Source organism: Dactylosporangium sp. McL0621 (genome assembly GCF_049995355.1).
Taxonomy (GTDB): domain Bacteria; phylum Actinomycetota; class Actinomycetes; order Mycobacteriales; family Micromonosporaceae; genus Dactylosporangium.
The window spans coordinates 11,096,771-11,115,097 of record NZ_CP188259.1; the positions used below are offsets into that span (position 1 = coordinate 11,096,771).

General features: G+C 72.9%; 20 protein-coding genes. 9 read left to right on the plus strand and 11 right to left on the minus strand.

The window, feature by feature from the left end; all coding sequences use genetic code 11:
- Positions 1-186: 186 nt before the first annotated feature.
- Positions 187-567 carry a DUF6401 family natural product biosynthesis protein gene (locus ACPPVO_RS52490; protein ID WP_426506851.1) on the plus strand — a complete coding sequence of 127 codons (381 nt, stop codon included), beginning with the start codon at positions 187-189 and terminating at the stop codon, positions 565-567.
- A 22-nt stretch (positions 568-589) separates the two neighbouring features.
- On the opposite strand, the gene ACPPVO_RS52495 is transcribed toward ACPPVO_RS52490, so the two are convergent.
- From ACPPVO_RS52495 to ACPPVO_RS52505, 3 genes are read right to left on the minus strand one after another with little or no spacing between them, the layout of a single operon-like run.
- The gene (locus tag ACPPVO_RS52495) at positions 590-865 is read right to left on the minus strand and encodes a Smr/MutS family protein (protein ID WP_360369938.1); all 276 of its coding nucleotides are present in this window, start codon (positions 863-865) and stop codon (positions 590-592) included.
- Positions 862-1,272: a rhodanese-like domain-containing protein gene (locus tag ACPPVO_RS52500; protein ID WP_360369935.1), complete on the minus strand. Its 411-nt coding sequence runs from the start codon at positions 1,270-1,272 to the stop codon at positions 862-864. Before ACPPVO_RS52500 ends, ACPPVO_RS52495 begins: the two co-directional genes overlap by 4 nt.
- Complete coding sequence (locus ACPPVO_RS52505) at positions 1,269-1,736, minus strand: cysteine dioxygenase (RefSeq protein WP_426506852.1); 468 nt, start codon at positions 1,734-1,736, stop codon at positions 1,269-1,271. The genes ACPPVO_RS52500 and ACPPVO_RS52505 overlap by 4 nt, the downstream gene beginning before the upstream one ends.
- A gap of 356 nt (positions 1,737-2,092) precedes the next feature.
- Between ACPPVO_RS52505 and ACPPVO_RS52510 the strand changes: the two genes are divergently transcribed.
- Together ACPPVO_RS52510 and ACPPVO_RS52515 are read left to right on the plus strand one after the other, a co-directional pair.
- Positions 2,093-3,037: an ATP-binding cassette domain-containing protein gene (locus ACPPVO_RS52510; protein ID WP_426506853.1), complete on the plus strand. Its 945-nt coding sequence runs from the start codon at positions 2,093-2,095 to the stop codon at positions 3,035-3,037.
- Entirely contained in the window at positions 3,034-3,864 is an 831-nt protein-coding gene (locus ACPPVO_RS52515) for an ABC transporter permease (RefSeq protein ID WP_360369926.1), read from the plus strand. The genes ACPPVO_RS52510 and ACPPVO_RS52515 overlap by 4 nt, the downstream gene beginning before the upstream one ends.
- 282 nt (positions 3,865-4,146) lie before the next feature.
- Here ACPPVO_RS52515 and ACPPVO_RS52520 read toward each other — a convergent pair whose 3' ends face one another.
- The 3 genes from ACPPVO_RS52520 to ACPPVO_RS52530 form a co-directional block, all read right to left on the minus strand.
- Entirely contained in the window at positions 4,147-7,845 is a 3,699-nt protein-coding gene (locus tag ACPPVO_RS52520; protein WP_426506854.1) for a BTAD domain-containing putative transcriptional regulator, read from the minus strand.
- A gap of 261 nt (positions 7,846-8,106) precedes the next feature.
- Positions 8,107-9,153 carry a S1 family peptidase gene (locus ACPPVO_RS52525; protein ID WP_360369920.1) on the minus strand — a complete coding sequence of 349 codons (1,047 nt, stop codon included), beginning with the start codon at positions 9,151-9,153 and terminating at the stop codon, positions 8,107-8,109.
- Positions 9,154-9,261: 108 nt separating this feature from the next.
- Complete coding sequence (locus ACPPVO_RS52530) at positions 9,262-10,059, minus strand: phosphatase (protein ID WP_426506855.1); 798 nt, start codon at positions 10,057-10,059, stop codon at positions 9,262-9,264.
- Between the two features lie 59 nt (positions 10,060-10,118).
- Here ACPPVO_RS52530 and ACPPVO_RS52535 point away from each other — a divergent pair, with 59 nt between their 5' ends.
- Positions 10,119-10,748, plus strand: a complete 630-nt coding sequence (locus ACPPVO_RS52535) for a hypothetical protein (protein ID WP_426506856.1) — start codon at positions 10,119-10,121, stop codon at positions 10,746-10,748.
- On the opposite strand, the gene ACPPVO_RS52540 is transcribed toward ACPPVO_RS52535, so the two are convergent.
- The 3 genes from ACPPVO_RS52540 to ACPPVO_RS52550 are packed head-to-tail and all read right to left on the minus strand — an operon-like array spanning position 10,725 to position 12,531.
- Complete coding sequence (locus ACPPVO_RS52540; protein ID WP_426506857.1) at positions 10,725-11,711, minus strand: winged helix DNA-binding domain-containing protein; 987 nt, start codon at positions 11,709-11,711, stop codon at positions 10,725-10,727. The two genes, ACPPVO_RS52535 and ACPPVO_RS52540, sit on opposite strands and share 24 nt — an antisense overlap.
- 40 nt (positions 11,712-11,751) lie before the next feature.
- Positions 11,752-12,303: a Clp protease N-terminal domain-containing protein gene (locus ACPPVO_RS52545; protein ID WP_426506858.1), complete on the minus strand. Its 552-nt coding sequence runs from the start codon at positions 12,301-12,303 to the stop codon at positions 11,752-11,754.
- Positions 12,304-12,531 carry a helix-turn-helix domain-containing protein gene (locus ACPPVO_RS52550; RefSeq protein WP_360369905.1) on the minus strand — a complete coding sequence of 76 codons (228 nt, stop codon included), beginning with the start codon at positions 12,529-12,531 and terminating at the stop codon, positions 12,304-12,306.
- A 63-nt stretch (positions 12,532-12,594) separates the two neighbouring features.
- Here ACPPVO_RS52550 and ACPPVO_RS52555 point away from each other — a divergent pair, with 63 nt between their 5' ends.
- From ACPPVO_RS52555 to ACPPVO_RS52565, 3 genes are all read left to right on the plus strand, one after another.
- The gene (locus ACPPVO_RS52555; RefSeq protein ID WP_426506859.1) at positions 12,595-13,629 is read left to right on the plus strand and encodes an isopenicillin N synthase family dioxygenase; all 1,035 of its coding nucleotides are present in this window, start codon (positions 12,595-12,597) and stop codon (positions 13,627-13,629) included.
- Positions 13,630-13,737: 108 nt separating this feature from the next.
- A complete protein-coding gene (locus ACPPVO_RS52560) occupies positions 13,738-13,863 on the plus strand; it encodes a hypothetical protein (protein ID WP_360369899.1) in 126 nt (41 codons plus the stop codon).
- A gap of 54 nt (positions 13,864-13,917) precedes the next feature.
- Positions 13,918-15,072 carry an LCP family protein gene (locus ACPPVO_RS52565; RefSeq protein ID WP_426506861.1) on the plus strand — a complete coding sequence of 385 codons (1,155 nt, stop codon included), beginning with the start codon at positions 13,918-13,920 and terminating at the stop codon, positions 15,070-15,072.
- Between the two features lie 38 nt (positions 15,073-15,110).
- On the opposite strand, the gene ACPPVO_RS52570 is transcribed toward ACPPVO_RS52565, so the two are convergent.
- Positions 15,111-15,581: a MarR family winged helix-turn-helix transcriptional regulator gene (locus ACPPVO_RS52570; protein WP_426506863.1), complete on the minus strand. Its 471-nt coding sequence runs from the start codon at positions 15,579-15,581 to the stop codon at positions 15,111-15,113.
- A 52-nt stretch (positions 15,582-15,633) separates the two neighbouring features.
- Here ACPPVO_RS52570 and ACPPVO_RS52575 point away from each other — a divergent pair, with 52 nt between their 5' ends.
- Complete coding sequence (locus ACPPVO_RS52575; protein ID WP_426506865.1) at positions 15,634-16,218, plus strand: NADPH-dependent FMN reductase; 585 nt, start codon at positions 15,634-15,636, stop codon at positions 16,216-16,218.
- Positions 16,219-16,227: 9 nt separating this feature from the next.
- The gene (locus ACPPVO_RS52580; RefSeq protein WP_426506867.1) at positions 16,228-17,082 is read left to right on the plus strand and encodes an NAD-dependent epimerase/dehydratase family protein; all 855 of its coding nucleotides are present in this window, start codon (positions 16,228-16,230) and stop codon (positions 17,080-17,082) included.
- On the opposite strand, the gene ACPPVO_RS52585 is transcribed toward ACPPVO_RS52580, so the two are convergent.
- Positions 17,067-18,185, minus strand: a complete 1,119-nt coding sequence (locus ACPPVO_RS52585; RefSeq protein ID WP_426506869.1) for a hypothetical protein — start codon at positions 18,183-18,185, stop codon at positions 17,067-17,069. The two genes, ACPPVO_RS52580 and ACPPVO_RS52585, sit on opposite strands and share 16 nt — an antisense overlap.
- Between the last annotated feature and the right edge of the window lie 142 nt (positions 18,186-18,327).

The window sequence follows — 18,327 nt, forward strand, 5'->3', positions numbered from 1 at the left end:
TCTCGTCCTCCAGGAGCGGCGCGGGGTGAGGACATTCTGCACGCCCCCTCCGACAGTTTCGGCCGGGGTCGCGGAGACCGATTTCGGAGCGTGACGTCGCCCGAACGGTGTGCTGTGGTTCATGAACGGGTGCCGGTCGGTTGTTGACGGCCCGATCGGCCCGCGGACTGCCTAGCGTCATCGTCCATGAGCAACGAGAACACCCCTGCCGCCGCCGTCGAGTTCGACGCCGGCTACCTGGCCACCGCCGAGCTCGACGCCCGCTTCCACCTCGACCAGGTCATGGCCATGGTCGGCGTCGACGGCCTGGTGGAGGCCCTCGCCCAGCCGTTCCTGCTCGCCAAGGTCGACCAGCACGCGGCCGCCGTGCGGGAGAGCCTCACCGCCGCCGGGAAGCCGATCGGGCCGCTGTCCCTGGCCGGGTACGCCCGCTCGGTCATCGCCGTCCACCAGCGCCACGGCCGGCCGCTGCCCACCCCGGACAGCGTCGACTGGGCCGACGCCGACTGGACGGTCCTGCGCCTGGTCGCGGTGTGCCACCTCGCCGACGACGCGGACGCGTTCTGAGCCCGGAGCCCGCCGACAGTCGTCAGCGTCGACGACCCTGGGACTCGTTCCAGCGGAAATGCACGAACAACCGTCCGAAGTTGTCCGAATCCTTCTCCACCCGGTGGTACAGCGCCTTGATCTCCCGCTGGTCGAGGAACCGCAGCACCCGCTTCTTCAGCGCCCCCGAGCCCTTCCCCGGAATGATCTCGACGAGGGTGGCGCGCTTGGCCACCGCCTCGTCGATGATCCCGCGCAGCGCACGATCGATGTCGCCGTTGCGGTTGAAGATGTCGTGGAGATCAAGCTTGAGCTTCACCCCACCAGCGTAGACGTGACCGGATGCCCGGCCGCCTTCCAGGCGTGGAAGCCCCCGTCGAGGTCGGTCGCCCGGTGCAGCCCCAGGTCCTGCAGCGCGGCCGCGGCCAGCGACGAGGTGTACCCCTCCGAGCAGAACACCACCACCGGCAGGTCGTAGCGGTCGGCGATGTCCAGCCGGGCGTCGCTGCGCGGGTCGAACCGCCACTCGAGCACGTTGCGCTCCACGACGAGCGCGCCGGGAATCTCGCCCTCGCGCGCCCGCTGGGCCGCCGGCCGGATGTCCACGAGCACGGCCCCCTCCGCGAACGCCAGCCGCGCCTGGTCCGCGTCGAGCCGGTCGAGCCGTGAGCGCGCCTCGGCGAGGATCGTGTCGATGCCGCGCCCGGGCGCGAGTGCCGCGCTCACCAGTCCGCCCCCGCCTTCGTGATCGACTCGACCGAGAGCCGGCCGTCGTGCAGGTGGTACCTGGTCATCGCGGTCAGCGCCGGCCCGTACACGTGCACGGTGACGGCCGGCTTGTCGCCCGCGTTCACCATGCGGTGCACGAAGTGCGCGCCGAAGCGGTGCCCGTCCCCCGGCCCGTACGCGGCCGCGGACAGCTCGCCGCCGCGGACGGTCTGCTCGACGAGCTCGCCCGAGACGACGGTGAACGCACCGGCCGAGCCGCCGTGGTCGTGCAGGTCCGTGCCCTGGCCCGGCAGCCAGGTCAGCAGCCAGACCTCGTGGTCCCCGGCGACGGCGAGGCGGCCGTACCAGCGTCTCGCGGGGTCGAAACGGGGCGCGAACGGCCACTCGTCGGGCTCCGCGGCGTAGGTCTGGGCGATCGACAGGAGGTCGGTCGCACGGGCGACCGTGGTGACGACAGGCATGCGGGTTCTCCAGTATTCGGACGTACTAGATAGGAATTAAAGCAGAGAAGAGGCCCCCATGGACAGTGCCGGGGCGGCGACTACCGGAACGGGTGGGAGACTTCCGCGAGCGGGGGCTCTAGCGGGTACAGCAGACGCCGGCCATCCGAACGAGGTCAATGACCAGTCGTCGGGTCAACAGCGCCATGCAACCGATGGTGCCCAGCGCCGCAGGCCGGCGTCAACTTACGTCCAACATACGGGAATCGCCGGATACTCGGAGCTGTCAGCGGATGACAGGCCGATGTGCGCGGTTTGACAGCGCGGTCGTGCAGGCTGCATGGGTCAGAAGAGACATTCCACAGGGGGAATGAGTTATGAGCCTCGCTTTCCAGGCCACCGGCCTGGTCAAGCGCTTCGGCAAGACCACCGCGCTGGCCGGGGTGGACCTGGCCGCGGAGTCCGGCACGGTCCTGGGGGTTCTGGGGCCGAACGGCGCCGGGAAGACCACCGCGGTGCGCATCCTGGCCACGCTGCTGCGCCCGGACGCGGGCCGGGCGGTCGTCGGCGGGTACGACGTGCTGCGCCACCCGGCCCAGGTGCGCCGCATCAGCGGGCTGACCGGCCAGTTCGCCTCGGTCGACGAGGACCTGACCGGCACCGAGAACCTGGTCATGATCGGCCAGCTGCTCGACCTGCGGGCCAAGGAGGCCAAGGTCCGGGCAAAGGCCCTGCTGGCCGAGTTCGACCTGACCGAGGCGGCGGACCGGACCGCGAAGACGTACTCCGGGGGCATGCGGCGCCGCCTCGACCTCGCCGCGAGCCTGGTCGGACGGCCCGCGATCGTCTACCTCGACGAGCCGACCACCGGCCTGGACCCGGCCAAGCGCGAGGACGTGTGGAACATGGTCCGCGCCCAGGTCCGGGAGGGCACGACGGTGCTGCTGACGACGCAGTACCTCGAGGAGGCCGACGCCCTCGCCGACGAGATCTCCGTGATCAACTACGGCAAGGTCATCGCCCACGGCACGCCGGCGCAGCTCAAGCACATCGTGGGCGGCCAGACGATCAGCGTCCGGCCGACCGACCCGACCCACCTGGACACCGTCGCGACAATCCTGACCGCCGTGTCGGGCAACGAGCCGGAGTCGCACGGGCGCGGGGTGCTGTCGGTGCCGGTCGCGGACGACAGCGCCATGACGGCCGTGGTACGGCGGCTGGACGAGGCCGGGATCGGGGTCATCGAGCTGTCGCTGCACCTGCCCAGCCTCGACGAGGTCTTCTTCACGCTGACCCGCGAGCGCCAGGAGGTGCCGGCATGACGACCACGACGACGCCCGCGAAGACCGGCGAGGAGGCCCAGTTCATCGCGGCCGTCCCCGCGCGGCCGTTCGGGCTGGTGCGGCACAGCCTGGTAATGGCCCGCCGCAGCCTGATCAAGACGATGCGCACGCCGGAGCAGCTGCTCGACGTCACGCTCCAGCCGATCATCTTCATCGTCCTTTTCGTGTACCTCCTGGGCGGCGCCATCGCCGGCAACCGCCACGAGTACATGCAGTTCCTGCTGCCGGCGCTCATGGTGCAGAACGTGCTCTTCGCGTCCGCGCCCACCGGCGTCAGCCTCAACACCGACATCAAGACGGGCGTCTTCGACCGCTTCCGCAGCCTGCCCATCGGCCGCTCGGCCCCGCTCATCGGCGGCGTCCTCGGCGACATGATCCGCTTCGTGGTGTCGATCGCGGTGATGATCGGCTTCGGGTACCTGCTCGGCTTCCGCGTCACCACCTCCCTGCCGGAGGTGCTCGGCGCCTGCCTGCTGATCATGTTCATGGCGTTCTGCTTCAGCTGGATGTTCGTCCTGCTGGGCATGGTCGTGCGCGAGCCCGGCGCGGTGCAGGGCCTCGGCTTCGTGATCATGTTCCCGCTGACCTTCGGCACGAACGTGCTCGTGCCGACCGACACCCTGCCGGGCTGGCTGCAGGCGTGGGTGAAGGTCAACCCGGTCGCCGACGCCATGCAGGCGGCGCGCGGCCTGATGGTCGGCCAGGGCGCGGTGGCGGGCCCGGTCATCAAGACGCTGATCTGGTCGGTAGCGATCCTGGCGGTCTTCGCCCCGCTGGCGGTGCGCGCCTATCGCCGCAAGGCCTGATCCGGTGCCCGCGCGCCTGCGTCGCAAGGCCTGATCCGGTTCCGCGGCCTAGCGCCGCAAGGCCTGATCCGGTACCCGCGCGCCTGCGTCGCAAGGCCTGATCCGGTTTCGCGGCCTAGCGCCGCAAGGCCTGATCCGGTACCCGCGCGCCTGCGTCGCAAGGCCTGATCCGGTTCCGCGGCCTAGCGCCGCAAGGCCTGATCCGGTACCCGCGCGCCTGCGTCGCAAGGCCTGATCCGGTTCCGCGGCCTAGCGCCGCAAGGCCTGATCCGGTTCCGCGGCCTAGCGCCGCAAGGCCTGATCCGGTACCGACGAAGGATTCACCAGTTCCAGCGCCTCGGCCCGCGGCATGCTCATGCCGCGGGCCAGCGCCGTCTTGAAGGCCTCCTCGCCGAGCTCGTCCCGCAGCGCGGCCAGCCGCCCGGTCCAGTCGGCGTTTGACGCGTCGCGGGCGCCGGCCAGACGCTGGGCCGCGCCGAGCGTCGCCGCGCCGCGCTCCGGGTCGCCGAGGGCCGCGGCGAGGCCGGCGACCGTGACCGCGACCTTGCCGACCACCGGCATGTCCCGGGCGCCGAGCGCGAACGCCATGGCGTCGACGAGCCGGGCCCGGGCGGCGCCGGGCTCGCCGCGGGCCAGGTCGATCTCCGCGCGGGCGGTGACCACGATGGCCTTGTACTGCGGCGCGACCAGCGGTGACTCCTGCTGCAGCCGCCACGACTCGTGGTACAGCCGCTCGGCCTCGATGAGATCGCCCTCGGCCCGCGCCAGGTGGCCCAGCTCCAGCATCGCGTGGGACACGTCTCGCGAGGACTGCCCGAGGTCCTCGACGAACGCGCGCAGCCGGGCCCGGGCCACCGCCGGGCCCTCGGTGTGCCGGCTCAGGGCGGCGCGGCTGACGAGCAGGTAGGCCTCGCTGGAGCGGATGCCGAGCCGCCGGTGCAGCTCGATGGACTCCTCGAAGTGGGCGAGGGCGGCCGCGAAGTCGCCGCGGCGGGTGTACGCGTCGGCGAGCGAGGCCAGCGTCATCGACAGCCCCCAGCGCTCGCCGATGTCACGGAACGCGGCCGCCGAGATGGTGAGCTCCCGCAGCATGCCGTCGATGTTGCCGTCGTTCTCGCACAGGTGGCCGAGGACCGAGTGCAGCATGCCGCGGCTCCACTGGTCGATCGGCCCGGCGAGGCGGGCGCGCACGAGCGCGGTGCCGTGCTCGGTGTCGTCGCGGAACAGCGCCACCACCGGCGCGATCAGCTCGACGATCGGGTGCCCGCCGGGCGGCTCGGCCACGGCCTCGGCGATGAGCGCGTCGAGCTCCGCCCGGTCGAACTGGAAGTCGCCGGCGAACCCGCTGTTGACCAGGTGCATCGAGCGCACCACGAGCCCCAGGTCGGACGGGACCGCGGCCGGGTCGCGCCGGCCCGCCTCGATGATCCGCCCGAGCCACAGCGCCGACTCCGCGTGGTTGTCCTCGAACGTCCAGAACCATCCGCTGGCCGCGCCGAGCCGGAAGGCGCGCACCACGTCGCCGGCGTCGCAGAGGTGCCCGACGGCGGCGTGCACGTTGTCCTGCTCGGGCCGCAGCCGTTCGAGCCACTCCAGCTGCGCGGCGGTGCGCAGGTGCGGCTCGGCCCGCTCCATCAGTTCCAGGAAGTACGCGGCGTGCGCCGCCCGCACCGCCCCCACCGCCCCGCGCCGCCCGAGCTCCTCGAGCGCGAACTCGCGGATGGTCTCGAGCATCCGGTACCGGATCGGGCCCGCCCCGCCCGGCACGACCTGCAGCAGCGACCGGTCGACCAGCGTGTGCAGCATCTCCTCGGCCGCGAGCCGCCCGTGATCGTCCGAGCCCCCACCGGAAGCGGCCGCGTGGGCGGCGTCGGCCGCGAGCCGCCCGTGATCGTCCGAGCCCCCACCGGAAGCGGCCGCGTGGGCGGCGTCGGCCGCGAGCCGCCCGTGATCGTCCGAGCCGCCACCGGACGCGGCCGCGTGGGCGGCGTGGGCCGCGAGGGCGGCGTCGGCCGCGAGCCGCCCGTGATCGTCCGAGCCCCCACCGGAAGCGGCCGCGTGGGCGGCGTCGGCGTCGAACGTGCCCGGGAACACGGCCAGGGACTCGGCGAAGGCGCGCTCCCCGGCCCCGAGCAGGTCCCAGCTCCAGGCCACCACCGCATGCAGCGTGCGGTGCCGGGGCAGGGCGGTGCGGCTGCCCCCGGTGAGCAGCCGGAACCGGTCGCCGAGGCGGCTCGCGAGCTGCTCCGGCGTGAAGGAGCGCAGCCGCGCGGCGGCCAGCTCGATGGCGAGCGGCAGCCCGTCGAGGCGCCGGCAGATCTCCACCACGGCGGCCACGTTGTCCGGCGTGACCTCGAAGCCGGGCCGCACCGCCGCCGCCCGGTCCCGCAACAGCTGCACGGCGGGCGCGGCCACGGCGGCGGCCAGGGCGCCCGCGTTCGGCTTGGCCCCGGTGGTCCCGGCCCCCGTCACCGTTTCTCCGGTCACCGGCGCTTTTGTCATCGGCGCTGTTGTCATCGGCGCTTGTGTCGTCGCCGTTTTCGCCGTCGGCGCTTCTGTCGTCGGCGCTTTCGCCGTCGGCGGTTGTGTCGTCGGCGCTTCTGTCGTCGGCGCTTTCGCCGTCGGCGGTTGTGTCGTCGGCGCTTCTGTCGTCGGCGCGGCACCGACAGTCGCGATCGCACCGGGCGCGAACGGGGCCGGCGCGATGCCGGGCGCCGGGAAGACGACGGCCGGCAGGGGCAGCGGACCGACCGGGAACAGCGTCTCCCCCAGGATGCCCAGCGGCTCCCGGCTCGTGGCCAGGATGCGCAGCTTGGGACAGCGGCCGAGCAGCTCCTCGCTCAGCCCCGCCGCGGCGTCGACGACGTGCTCGCAGTTGTCCAGAATGAGCAGCATCCCCGGCAGGACCAGCGCGTCCGCGAGCTGCTCGACCACGTCGCCGCGCCGCAGCCGCCCCGCCACCTCGGGCTGGACCAGGCCGCCGGCGATGAGGGTGCGCAGGGCGGCCGCCGGGACCTCGGTCGCCTCCGCGACCGGGGCCAGCTCGACCAGCCACGCCCCGTCGGGCAGCTGCCGGCCCAGCTCGGCCGCGACCGTGGCGGCCAGCCGGGTCTTGCCCGCGCCGCCCGGCCCGACGAGCGTCACGAGGCGGCTGTCGGCGACCTGGACGGCCAGCCGCTCGACGTCGCCGGTACGCCCGACGAAGCTGGTCAGGGCCGCACGCAGGTTGCCGCCGCGGCGGGGCCCGGCCTCGGCGCGCAGCACCGCGATGTGAGCGTCGCGCAGCTCCGGCGACGGGTCGGCGCCCAGCTGCTCGGCGAGGCGGGCGCGGCACCCCTCGAACGCGGCGAGGGCCTCGGCCTGGCGACCGTCGGAGTGCAGGGCCCGGACCAGCAGCGCGACGAGCCGCTCGCGCAGCGGGTGGGCGACGATGAGCTCCTGGAGCTCGGCGATGGCGCCCGCCCGGGTGTCGGGCGCGAAGCCGGACGCCTCGATGAGATCCTCGGTCGCGGCCAGCCGCAGCTCCGCCCAGCGGGCCGCGACGGCGTCGGTGTCCGCCGCGCCGAGGTCGGCCAGGGCGGCCCCGCGCCACAGGTCCAGGGCCTCGCGCAGCAGCCGGGTGGTGCCGGCCCGGTCGTCGTCGCGCAGCGCCCGGCGCCCCTCGGCGACGAGCCGCTCGAAGCGCACGGCGTCGACGTCGCCGGGCTCGATCCCCAGCCGGTACCCGCGCGGGCCCGACTCCAGCTCCGGCGGGTTGCCCAGGGCCTTGCGCAGCCGCGAGACGAGCGACTGCACGGCGTTGGCGGGATCGGCCGGCCCCGGACCGCCCGGCCACAGCGCCTCGACGAGCCGCTCGACGGCGACGAACCGCCCGGGCTCCAGCGCCAGCCGGGCCAGCAGCGCCCGCAGCCGGGCCCCGCCGACCTCGACGGGCCGGCCGGAGACCTCGACCGAGAGCGGTCCGAGCAGCCCCACGCGCATGCCCTAACTCTGCCACCCGGGTACGACACTTCGGATGCCGCGAATACCCCGGCGGGCGAAAAATGCGGATATGTCGCGGCGCGAAGCGCCCGACATATCAAGCACACGGGCCGACGAGTCAAGCACCAGGGGCCGACGAGTCAAGCACCAGGGGCCGACGAGTCAAGCACCAGGGCCGACGAGTCAAGCACCAGGGCCGACGAGTCAAGCACCAGGGGCCGGACGAGATCGCCCGGCCCCTGTGAGGAAAAGGAGCAAACCTCAGTAGATGCTCACCCCGTACGCGCTCAACGGCTCGGTCACCGGCTGGAAGTACGTCACGCCGCCGCTGCTGCAGTTGCCGCTGCCGCCCGACGTCAGGCCGATCGCCTTGGTGCCGTCGAACAGCGAGCCGCCGCTGTCGCCCGGCTCCGCGCACACCGTGGTGCGGATGAGGCCCGAGACCCGGCCCTCGGAGTACGTGACTGTCGCGTTGACCTGCGTCACCTGGCCGCTGTGCACGCCCGTCGTGCTGCCGCTGCGGCGGACCGACTCGCCCACGAACGCGTTGGCCGCGCTGCTGATCTCCTGGTAGGAGCCGCCGCCGAGGGAGACGTTGCCGGCGTGCGTGACGCCCGAGGCGTAGCGCACGATGCCGTAGTCGTTGCCGGGAAAGCTCGTGCCGGCGCGGGTGCCGAGGACCGACCCGCTGCTGGTGGTCCAGGTCGCGCCGATGTTCGTGCAGTGCCCGGCGGTCAGGAAGTAGTACGTGCTGCCGCTGACCACGTTGAAGCCGAGCGAGCAGCGCGCGCCGCCGGTGTAGATGGCCTGGCCGCCCGAGATGGTGGGCCTCAGCGCGGCGCCGAGGCGCTCGAGGCGCGCGCCGCTGCCGAGGCTTGCCACCAGGGTCTCGAGGGTCTTGACGTGCTCGGCCGGGACGGTCGTGTCGACCGAGACGACGACCTGGTTGGCGACCGGGTCGACGGCCCAGGCGGTGCCGGGGATGGCGGCCTTGGCGTCGAGCGTCGAGGTGATCTTCGCCAGCTCCGCGCCGCTGTGCTCGACCTTGCGGGCCACGGCGCCGCCGGCCTCGACGGTCGCCGCCGTCGACGCGTCGGTCACGGTGACGACCATCTTGTCCAGCTTGGCGTCGTAGTAGGAGCCCGCGGTCCGGGTGCCCAGCTGGGCGACCAGGGCGTCGGTCGACTTGGCGGCGAGCGCCGTCTGGTCGGCGGCCGCGAGGGCGGCGGACGGCGTCACCACGGCACCGGCGGCGAGCCCGGCGGCGATGACCGCGAGCAGCCTGGATGAGGTCTTGGTGGGTCTCACGGGAGCCTCCCCTATATCGGAGCCGATAAATATCGGCCGCGACCGATGCTTTCATCGGGAAGGAACCCACACAAGATTCACCGGCGATTTACCCCCATAGCACCCGAGTCATACTTTTACCCCGATAACCCCGTCGAGCAGGAAGTCGCTGACCGGCCAGTAGTGGTGGGGCTGCACGTTGTCGTCGATCGGCACGGTCACCCGCACGCGCCCCTCGGCCTCGCCGATGAACAGGGCCGGGTCGTTGCTGTCGGCGAACGACACCACGTCGAGCCCGGCCGCGGCGGCCGCGCCGGCGAAGCCGTGGTCGGCCACGACGAGATCCGGCGGCGCCTCGCCGAGCCGGTCGAGCTCGGCCAGCATGGCGCGCATGCCGTCGGGCGAGTGGGTGTGCCACAGCGCCATCCCGCGCTCCGCGGCGACGGCGACCCCGCCGATGTACCGCACCGCCAGCGGCAGCTCCCGCCCCAGGTACCACCCCGGCGACGCGAACGGCGCGCCCGGCGCCGGCTGGAGCAGCTCGCAGCCGGCCGCCCGCAGTGCCGCGGCGACGGCCAGGTGCACCTCGATGATCCCGGCCGGGTGGCCGGTCGCCACGATGACGCGCTCCCGGCGCTGGGCGGCCTGGCGCAGCCGGTCCCGCATGCGCTCCAGCGCGCGGGCGGTCTTGTCGGGGTCGATGACGTCGGTGCCGGTCGAGCGCTCGGGGTCGGCGTCGATGCCGACCCGCTCGGCCATCACGGCCAGGACTTCGGCGAGCGTCCACGTCTTGAGCGGGGCCAGGCCGAAGAGGTAGCCCTCGCGGCCTTCGGCGAAGGCGGCGGCGTTGCCGTGATTGGAGTCCCGGGTGGTCTCGACATCACCGGCGAGCAGGGCTTCGCGAAGATGATTCACTAGCTCAGGCATATGAACCATGGTAGGTACCGGCCCGCGCGCCAACGAGGAAAGCGGCTTAAGGTCACAGCATGGCCGAGATCTACCTCGAGACGGGCAGGAAGAAGGTCTTCGCCGGGAGCCTCGACTGGCCCGGCTGGGGACGGTTCGGCAAGAGCGAGGAGGACGCGATCGAGGCGCTGGCCGCGTACGGCGCCCGCTACGCGCCCATCGCGACCGCGGCCGGCTTCAAGTTCCCCGCCGCGCCCCGGCTCAGCGTGGCCGAGCGGGTGCCGGGCACCGCGACGACCGAGTTCGGCGCGCCCGACGGCCGGCCCGGGGCCGACGCCCAGCCGGTCACGGCGGCGGTCGCGGCCCGCCACACCAAGCTGCTGCGCGCGGCGTGGGAGGCCTTCGATGCGTACGCCACGCAGGCCCCCGAGGAGCTGCGCAAGGGCCCGCGGGGCGGCGGGCGGGACCGGGACAAGATGGTCGGGCACGTGCTCGACTCCGAGGGCGCGTACGCGCGCAAGATCGGCATCAAGCACAGGCCCGAGGCCCTGCGCGACGCCATCATCGAGGTGCTGGGCACCCCGAGCGACGGCGGGCCGCTCACCGAGAACGGGTGGACGGCCCGCTACGCCGCGCGCCGCTTCATCTGGCACGTGCTGGATCACCTGTGGGAGATGGAGGACCGCTCAGACGTGGAAGGCGCCCAGTAGCCCGGCCTCCGCGTCGACCTCGTCGCGCACGCGGTCGGGCAGCGGCTCGAACGCGGTCCACGAGACCCGGTCGCCCTTGACGGCCCAGGTGCCCGCGACCTGCCCGTCGACCAGGAACGTCCCGATGGACTGCGGCATCCGCATGTGGAAGATCTTCGTGCGGTGCTCCTCGGGCAGGATCAGCGTGCGCCGGGCGTGCACGAGCAGCGCGGCGTCCCAGGTCGGCAGGAACCGTACCGGCGCCGGGGTCTGCGGGTCCGGCAGCGGCGCGTCCGGCAGGTCGACCAGCTCGCGCCCCCGCTCGTCGGCGAACCGGCGCAGCTCCAGGCGCCCGAGCACGGCCGATATCGCATCGACCGGCAGCCCGGCCCAGTTCGCGATCTCGCTGCGGTGGGCCGGGCCGAAGGCGCCGAGGTAGCGCCGCACGAGCAGCTCGCGCGCCTCGGCCAGGTCGACCGCGGGCGGGCCGATCCAGTCCTCGGCGAGCCCGTAGACGTCGGCGCGGCGCCGCGCCCAGGTGCCCGACGGGGGCACGCGCACCAGGTCGAGGTACAGGTGGATGCGCTGGCGGACGCTCGGGTCGATCTCGGTGCGGCGCATTGGGCCCTGGGCGAGGAGCTTCGCCACCGCCTCGACATCGGCCACCTGCTCCGGGTCGGGCCGCACGCGGGTCTGCCGCACGGCCTCCACGAACGGCCAGAAGTCGGCCCGCGACACCAGGTGGATCGTGCCACGCAGGACCGTCGCCTGGACCACCGCGCGCTCCTCCAGCAGCCGCGTCACCGACGAGCGGTCGAGGTCCGCGAGGCGGGTCCAGAGGCCGATGTACATCGAGGGCGCGTACTGCGCCTGCAGGCCGCCCATCCGCTCCAGCGCGTCCGGCACGGGCACGGCGGCCCGCTCCAGCAGCATCTGCCGCGCCAGCAGCGCCCGGTTCAGCGCGCGGGCCGTCAGCACCGTCATGCGGCGTCCCGCCGGGCCGCCCGGTACAGCGCGCGGGCCGTCATGCGGCGTCCCGCAGGACCGCCTGCACCCGCTCCACCGTGCCGTCGTACGTCAGCCCGTGCTCCCGCAGCAGCCGCCCCCCGGCCCCCCGCTCCTCCTTGAGCACCCCGAGCAGCAGGTGCTCGGTGCCGATGTAGTTGTGCTTGAGCGACAGCGCGACCCGCAGCGACAGCTCCAGGGCCTTCTTCGCCCCGTTGTTGAACCGGGTCGGCAGCTTCGAGCGGCGGAACAGGAAGCCGCCCCGCTCGGCCGGCTCGGCCCGCTCCAGCGCGCCCGGGCCGAAGGTCTGCTCCACGCTGGTCCGCACCGCGTCGAGGTCGATGCCGATCGAGCGCAGCGCGGCCGCGTCGTCCCCGGCCGCGATCGCCGCGCGAATCTCCGCATGGGTGACGCCGGCCCCGTCGAGCACGGTCCGCGCGACCCCGCCCTCCTCCAGCAGCAGCGCCAGCACCAGGTGCTCGGTGCCCATCATGGGGTGCCCGAGGCCGTCGGCCTCGCTCTTGGCCAGGCGCACCACGGTGCGGGCCCGGTCGGTGAACCGCTCGAACATCTACCCCTCCTTCGAAGACGCCCGGCCGGCGTGCTTCTTGTGGACCGCCTGCCGCGTCACGTCGAGCGCGTCGGCGATCTCCTGCCACGACCAGCCCTGCCGGCGCGCGTTGTCGACCTGCAGCACCTCGAGCGCGTCGGCGAGCCGCCGCAGCGCCACCGCGGCCCGCAGCCCGATGCGCGGGTCGGCGCTGGCCGCCGCCTCGGCGAGATCGTTGGCCTCCGTCATGTCGTCAACTGTAGTTGACACAAACCAAAGAGTCAACCGAAGTTGACACCTAGCCTGAACGCCGTGAACACACTTCCGGTCATCGACGTCGCCGGGCTGGTCCGCGCCGGCCAGGACGAGCGGGCCGCCCGCGAGATCGAGGCGGCCTGCCGGGCCAGCGGCTTCTTCTACATCTCCGGCCACGGCGTGGACCCGGCGCTCATCGCGCGGCTCGACGCGGCCGCGCGGACCTTCTTCGCCCTCCCCGAGGCCGAGAAGCTCGAGATCGCCATGGCCCGCGGCGGCCGCGCCTGGCGCGGGTTCTTCCCGGTCGGCGCCGAGGTCACCTCGGGGGTACCGGACCGCAAGGAGGGGTTGTACTTCGGCACCGAGCTCGGCCCCGACGCGCCGCAGGTGCGGGCCGGGCTGCCGCTGCACGGGGCCAACCTGTTCCCGCCGGGGGTACCGCAGCTGCGGGAGGCGGTGCTGGCGTACCTCGACGCGCTCACCCGCACCGCCCAGGCCGTGCTGCGCGGCGTGGCCCAGAGCCTCGGCCTGCCCGCGGGCTACTTCGCGACCGGGTACACCGCCGACCCGACGGTGCTGTTCCGCATCTTCCACTACCCGCCCAGCCCGCCGGCGAGCACCGACTGGGGCGTCGGCGAGCACACCGACTACGGCCTGCTCACCCTGCTGCTGCAGGACGACAACGGCGGGCTGCAGGTGCGCCGGCCGGACACCTCGCCCGCAGATGACGAGGGCTGGATCGACGCGCCGCCGATCCCGGGCACCTTCGTGTGCAACATCGGCGACATGCTCGATCGGATGACCGGCGGCTGGTACCGCTCCACGCCCCACCGCGTGCGCAACACCAGCGGCAACGAGCGCCTGTCGTTCCCGTTCTTCTTCGACCCGGACTTCGCGGCCGAGGTGCCCCCGCTGCCGGGCCGCACCGGCACGGGCGATGCCCGCCGGTGGGACGGTCAGGATTTGCGCGCATTTACCGGTACCTACGGGGATTATCTCGTCCGGAAGGTGGGCAAAGTGTTCCCGGAGCTGATCGCGGACGTCAACGAGGACGGCCGGGCACCGTTACCCCCAGCGGGTGTGGATCGGTAGTACCCAAGGAACGTTCCACGAGGCCAGTGGCACGTTCCCGGGAGCAAACCTGTCCGCGGTGTTCGTAGCGTAGTAGTCACAACACCGCACAACAGGAGGCGACCGGCGATGACCACCCCCACCCCGACCACCACCCGCAAGCTGACCCGCTTCGACGCCGAGCAGGGCATGATGATCTTCCTTGCCGCCCTCGTGCTCGTCAGCGTGATCGCGGTGATCGCCGTCGGCGGCTGACCGAGCCGCCGGCGGTGATCGCCGGCCAGAACTCGGAAGGGACCTCGCGAGCGCGTGTTACAACTCGACGACCCCCCGACCGGGGAACGGCCGAAGCCTCCGAGCGCCCTGCGCCGCACCCGCCGCGACCCCAGGTGGGCGCGCACCCTCGTGGTGACCGGCGCGATCATGATGCTGCTGGCGGGCGGCGCCTTCGTCGCCAAGGACCTGTTCGTCGGCTACGTCACCGGCAACGTGCAGCAGGACGACCTCATCGTCCCGGCGGCCGAGCAGCAGGGCCGCCACGCCTCCAACAACGGGGCGAAGACCATCCTGCTCGTCGGCACCGACACCCGGCCGGACCAGAGCCCGGGCGACGCGGTCCGGTCGGACTCGATAATCGTCGTGCACGTGCCCGCCGACCACAGCTCGGCGTACCTCATCTCGATCCCCCGCGACACGTGGGTGCGCATCCCCGAGTTCAGCAACGGCCGGGCCAGGTACTACGGCGGGCACGACAAGATCAATGCCGCGTTCGCCGTCGGCGGGCTGAAGCTCACCGGCCGCGAGCAGCGCCGCTACGGCATGGCCCTGCTGGCCGACACCATCGAGGAGAACTGGGGCCTCACCTTCGACGCCGCCGCGATCGTCGACTTCGCCGGCTTCACCCAGATCGTCGAGGTGCTGGGCGGGGTGGACATGTACGTCGACCAGGAGACCCGGTCGGTGCACATCGGGCACGACGCCAAGGGCGAGACCAAGGTCCCCTACATCCAGCGGTTCAACACGTCCGGCGGCACCGACCTGATCCCGGTGGCCGGCATCACCCCGCAGACGTACCACGTCGGCTACCAGCACCTGGAGCCGTGGCAGGCGCTGGACTACGTGCGCCAGCGCGACACGCTGCCCAACAGCGACTACGACCGCCAGCGCCACCAGCAGCAGTTCATCAAGGCGCTGCTGCGCGGGATCGCCGGCCGGGACACGCTCACCGACCCGGCCAAGCTGCGGAAGGTGCTCGACGTGGTCGGGCAGTCCATGACGATCGACTCCGGCGGCATCGACCTGCAGGACTGGATCTTCGCGCTCAAGGGCATCGGCGGCGACACCCTGCTCACCGTGAAGTCGAACAACGGCACGTTCCACGAGTCGTCGGTGCAGCCCGGGGCCGAGGCCCTCGACGACACCACCCTGGCGCTGCTCGAGGCCGTGCGCGCCGACCGCGTGTAGGATTTCCTGATCGCGCACACCGACCTCGTGAGCAGCTCCTAGACCCGCGTGCGCAGGTGCTCCACCACCATGTCGGCGACGTCGCCCAGCACCCGGATCTGCTCCTCGGTCAACAGGTCGATGAGGTGCTCGCGCACCGCGGCCACGTGCCCGGGCGCGGCGGCGGCCAGGGTCGCCATCCCCTCGTCGGTGAGCACGATGAACGCGCCGCGGCCGTCGGAGTCGCACTCCTTGCGGGTGACCAGGCCGCGCTGCTGCATGCGGGTCACGTGGTGGGACAGGCGGCTCTTGGACCACAGCATCCGCTCGGCCATCTCGCTCAGCCGGATGCGCCGGTTCTCGGCGTCGGCCAGGCTGGTCAGCACGTCGTAGTCGGGCTCGGAGAGGCCCTGGTTGGCCGCGAGCTCCCGGGAGATCTGCAGATCGAGCAGGGCCCTCATCCGGCGGTACCCGATCCAGGCCCGGAACTCCCGCTCGTCGAGCCAGCGCGGTACCTCGTTGTCTGCCACGTCTCACAGCGTAGTCGTTGACGTGTCACCAAACCAGTGTCACGATGATGACATGTCAACAACCGCGCTCCGCCCTCGCCTCGAAGTCATCGTCGCCAGCACGCGCCCGGGCCGGGTCGGCCGTCTCGTCGCCGACTGGTTCGTCGGCCGGGCCGAGGAGCACAACGGCTTCGACGTGCACGTCTCCGACCTCGCCGAGCTGAACCTGCCGCTGCTCGACGAGCCGCACCACCCCTCGCAGCGCAACTACACCAAGCAGCACACCAAGGACTGGAGCGCGACAATCGACGCGGCCGACGCCGTGGTGTTCGTGATGCCGGAGTACAACCACAGCTTCACGGCCCCGCTGAAGAACGCGATCGACTTCCTGGCCCAGGAGTGGCGCGACAAGCCCTCGGCGTTCGTGAGCTACGGCGGGCTGTCGGCCGGCACCCGCGCCGTCATCGCCCTGCGCCCGGTCGTGAGCGCGCTCGGCATGATGGCGATCAAGTCGCAGGTCGCGATCCCGTCCCGCACGCACATCACCGCGGAGAAGACCTTCGAGAGCGACCCCGCGCTGGACGCGTCGGCCAAGGCCGTCCTCGAGGAGCTGGCCCGCCTGGCCCCGGCGTTCCGGACGCTGCGCGCGGCCAAGTAGAAAGAACGCATGTCACGGATCGTCGTTACCGGTGCCGGCGGCAAGACCGGCCGAGTCGTCGTCGAAGACCTGCTCGCCCACGGCCACGAGGTGATCGCCACCGACGCCGTGGGCGCCGCCGGGCACCTGAGCATCCCCACGCTGGGCGTGCCGCTGCTGATCGCCGACCTGACCGACTACGGGCAGGCATTCGAGGCGCTGCAGGGCGCCGACGCGGTGGTACACCTGGCGAACATCCCGGCCCCGGGCATGTATCCGCCCGCGGTGACGTTCAACCGCAACACCGCCATGAACGCCAACGTGTTCCTGGCCGCCCGGGCGGCCGGGCTCGGACGCGTGGTGTGGTCCTCCAGCGAGACCACCCTGGGCCTGCCCTTCGACACGCCGCCGCGCTACGCCCCGGTCGACGAGGAGCACTTCCCGCTGCCGACCACGACCTACGCGCTGTCGAAGGTCGTGGGCGAGACGCTCGCCCGGGAGATCTCGGGCTGGAGCGGCATCCCGTTCGTCGGGCTGCGGCTGTCCAACGTGCACGTGCCGGAGGACTACGCGGCCGTGCCCGGCTACTGGGCCGACCCGCACGCGCGCAAGTGGAACCTGTGGGGCTACGTCGACGCCCGGGACGTGGCCGCGGCCTGCCGGCTGGCCCTGACCGCCGCGGTGCCGGGGGCGACGTCGTACGTCATCGCCGCCGCCGACACCATCATGGACCGGCCCTCGGCCGACCTCATGCGCGAGGTCTTCCCCGAGGTGCCGCTGCGCCGGGCGCTGGACGGCTTCGAGACCCTGCTCGCGATCGACCGCGCCCGGGAGGTCCTCGGCTACTCCCCCGCCCACTCCTGGCGCGATCACGTCGGTCGCTGAGCGCGCGACAGCAGTTCCAGCAGTACCGCCATCGCCGCCGGCGAGTCCACCGCCGCCCGCGCCAGCAGGTTGAGGTTGTGCTGCTCGCCGTCGGGGCTCACGAGCACGCCCGCGGCCGCCGGGTGCACCCGCCGCCAGCCGATCGCGGCCAGCGCCGCCTCGGCCACGACCACCACGGAGGGCGTCCCGTCGAGCTCCTCGGGCTCGGCGGGCGGCTCGGGCTGGGCCGGCCAGTTCGCCGCCACCAGCTCGTCGAGCCGGGTCAGCAGCACCTCGACCACCTCGGCCGGCCCCAGCGGCGGCCGGCGCAGCAGCGTGGCCACCTGGTCGCTTACCGCCCGGGACTGCCGCTCGAGCCAGCCCGGCCACTCCTCGCCCGGCACCGCGGCGAACGTGACCCACTGGCCGCTGTCCCGGCGCAGCACGTGCCGGGCCAGCTCGCGCTGCAGGTCCGGCGGCAGCGGCCCCAGCGGCACCGAGTCGGTGACCCGCAGCGCCACGTGCGCCGGGGACAGTGACGCGATCGCCCCGGCCAGGCTCGGATGCCGCGCCATCAGCGCGGTGCGGGTGTCGTCGTCGAGCGCCGCCACGACCGCGCCCGCGCGCACCGCCTCCTGCCAGCCGGCGTGCAGGTCCTGCACCCCGGCGCTGGTGCGCTGCCAGATCTGCTCCTCGACGTCGAAGGCCAGGTCGGCGAACTCGAACGCGGCCAGGTCGGCCTTGACCACCGCCCGGGCCGCGGTGTGCAGCCCGGACGCGGAGCTGGCGGCCTGATCCGCCTTGCGCTCCAGCGCGGCGGCGAAGTCGCGGGTGGCCCGGGCGATCGTCTCGGCCCGCGGCGACGGGAGCACCGCGAGCGGGTCGACCGCCTCCTCGTACAGCGCGCGCAGCCGCACCACGAGGTGCGCGCGCCGGTGGTCGACGACGGCGAGCTCGTGCGCGACAAGCGCCCGCACCTCGTCGACCGTCAGGCACTGCAGCAGCGGCAGCCCCACGAGCAGCAGGCGCCGCCGGCGGCTGGCCCACGACCGGATCAGCCCGAACCCGGTCAGCAGCACGGCGTCGGGCCGTGCCACGCCCACGCGGGCCGCCACCTCAGCCACGAGCGCTTGCAGCTCGGTCTGCGCGGCGGCGGGCACTCCCGGATACGAAACCTCCCCTGGTTGGCGGCCGCCGTAGCGCATCAGCAGCCACCGTGCTCGCCAAATGCTGATATTGCCGGGCAATTCGCTTCTGGGTTCTTCC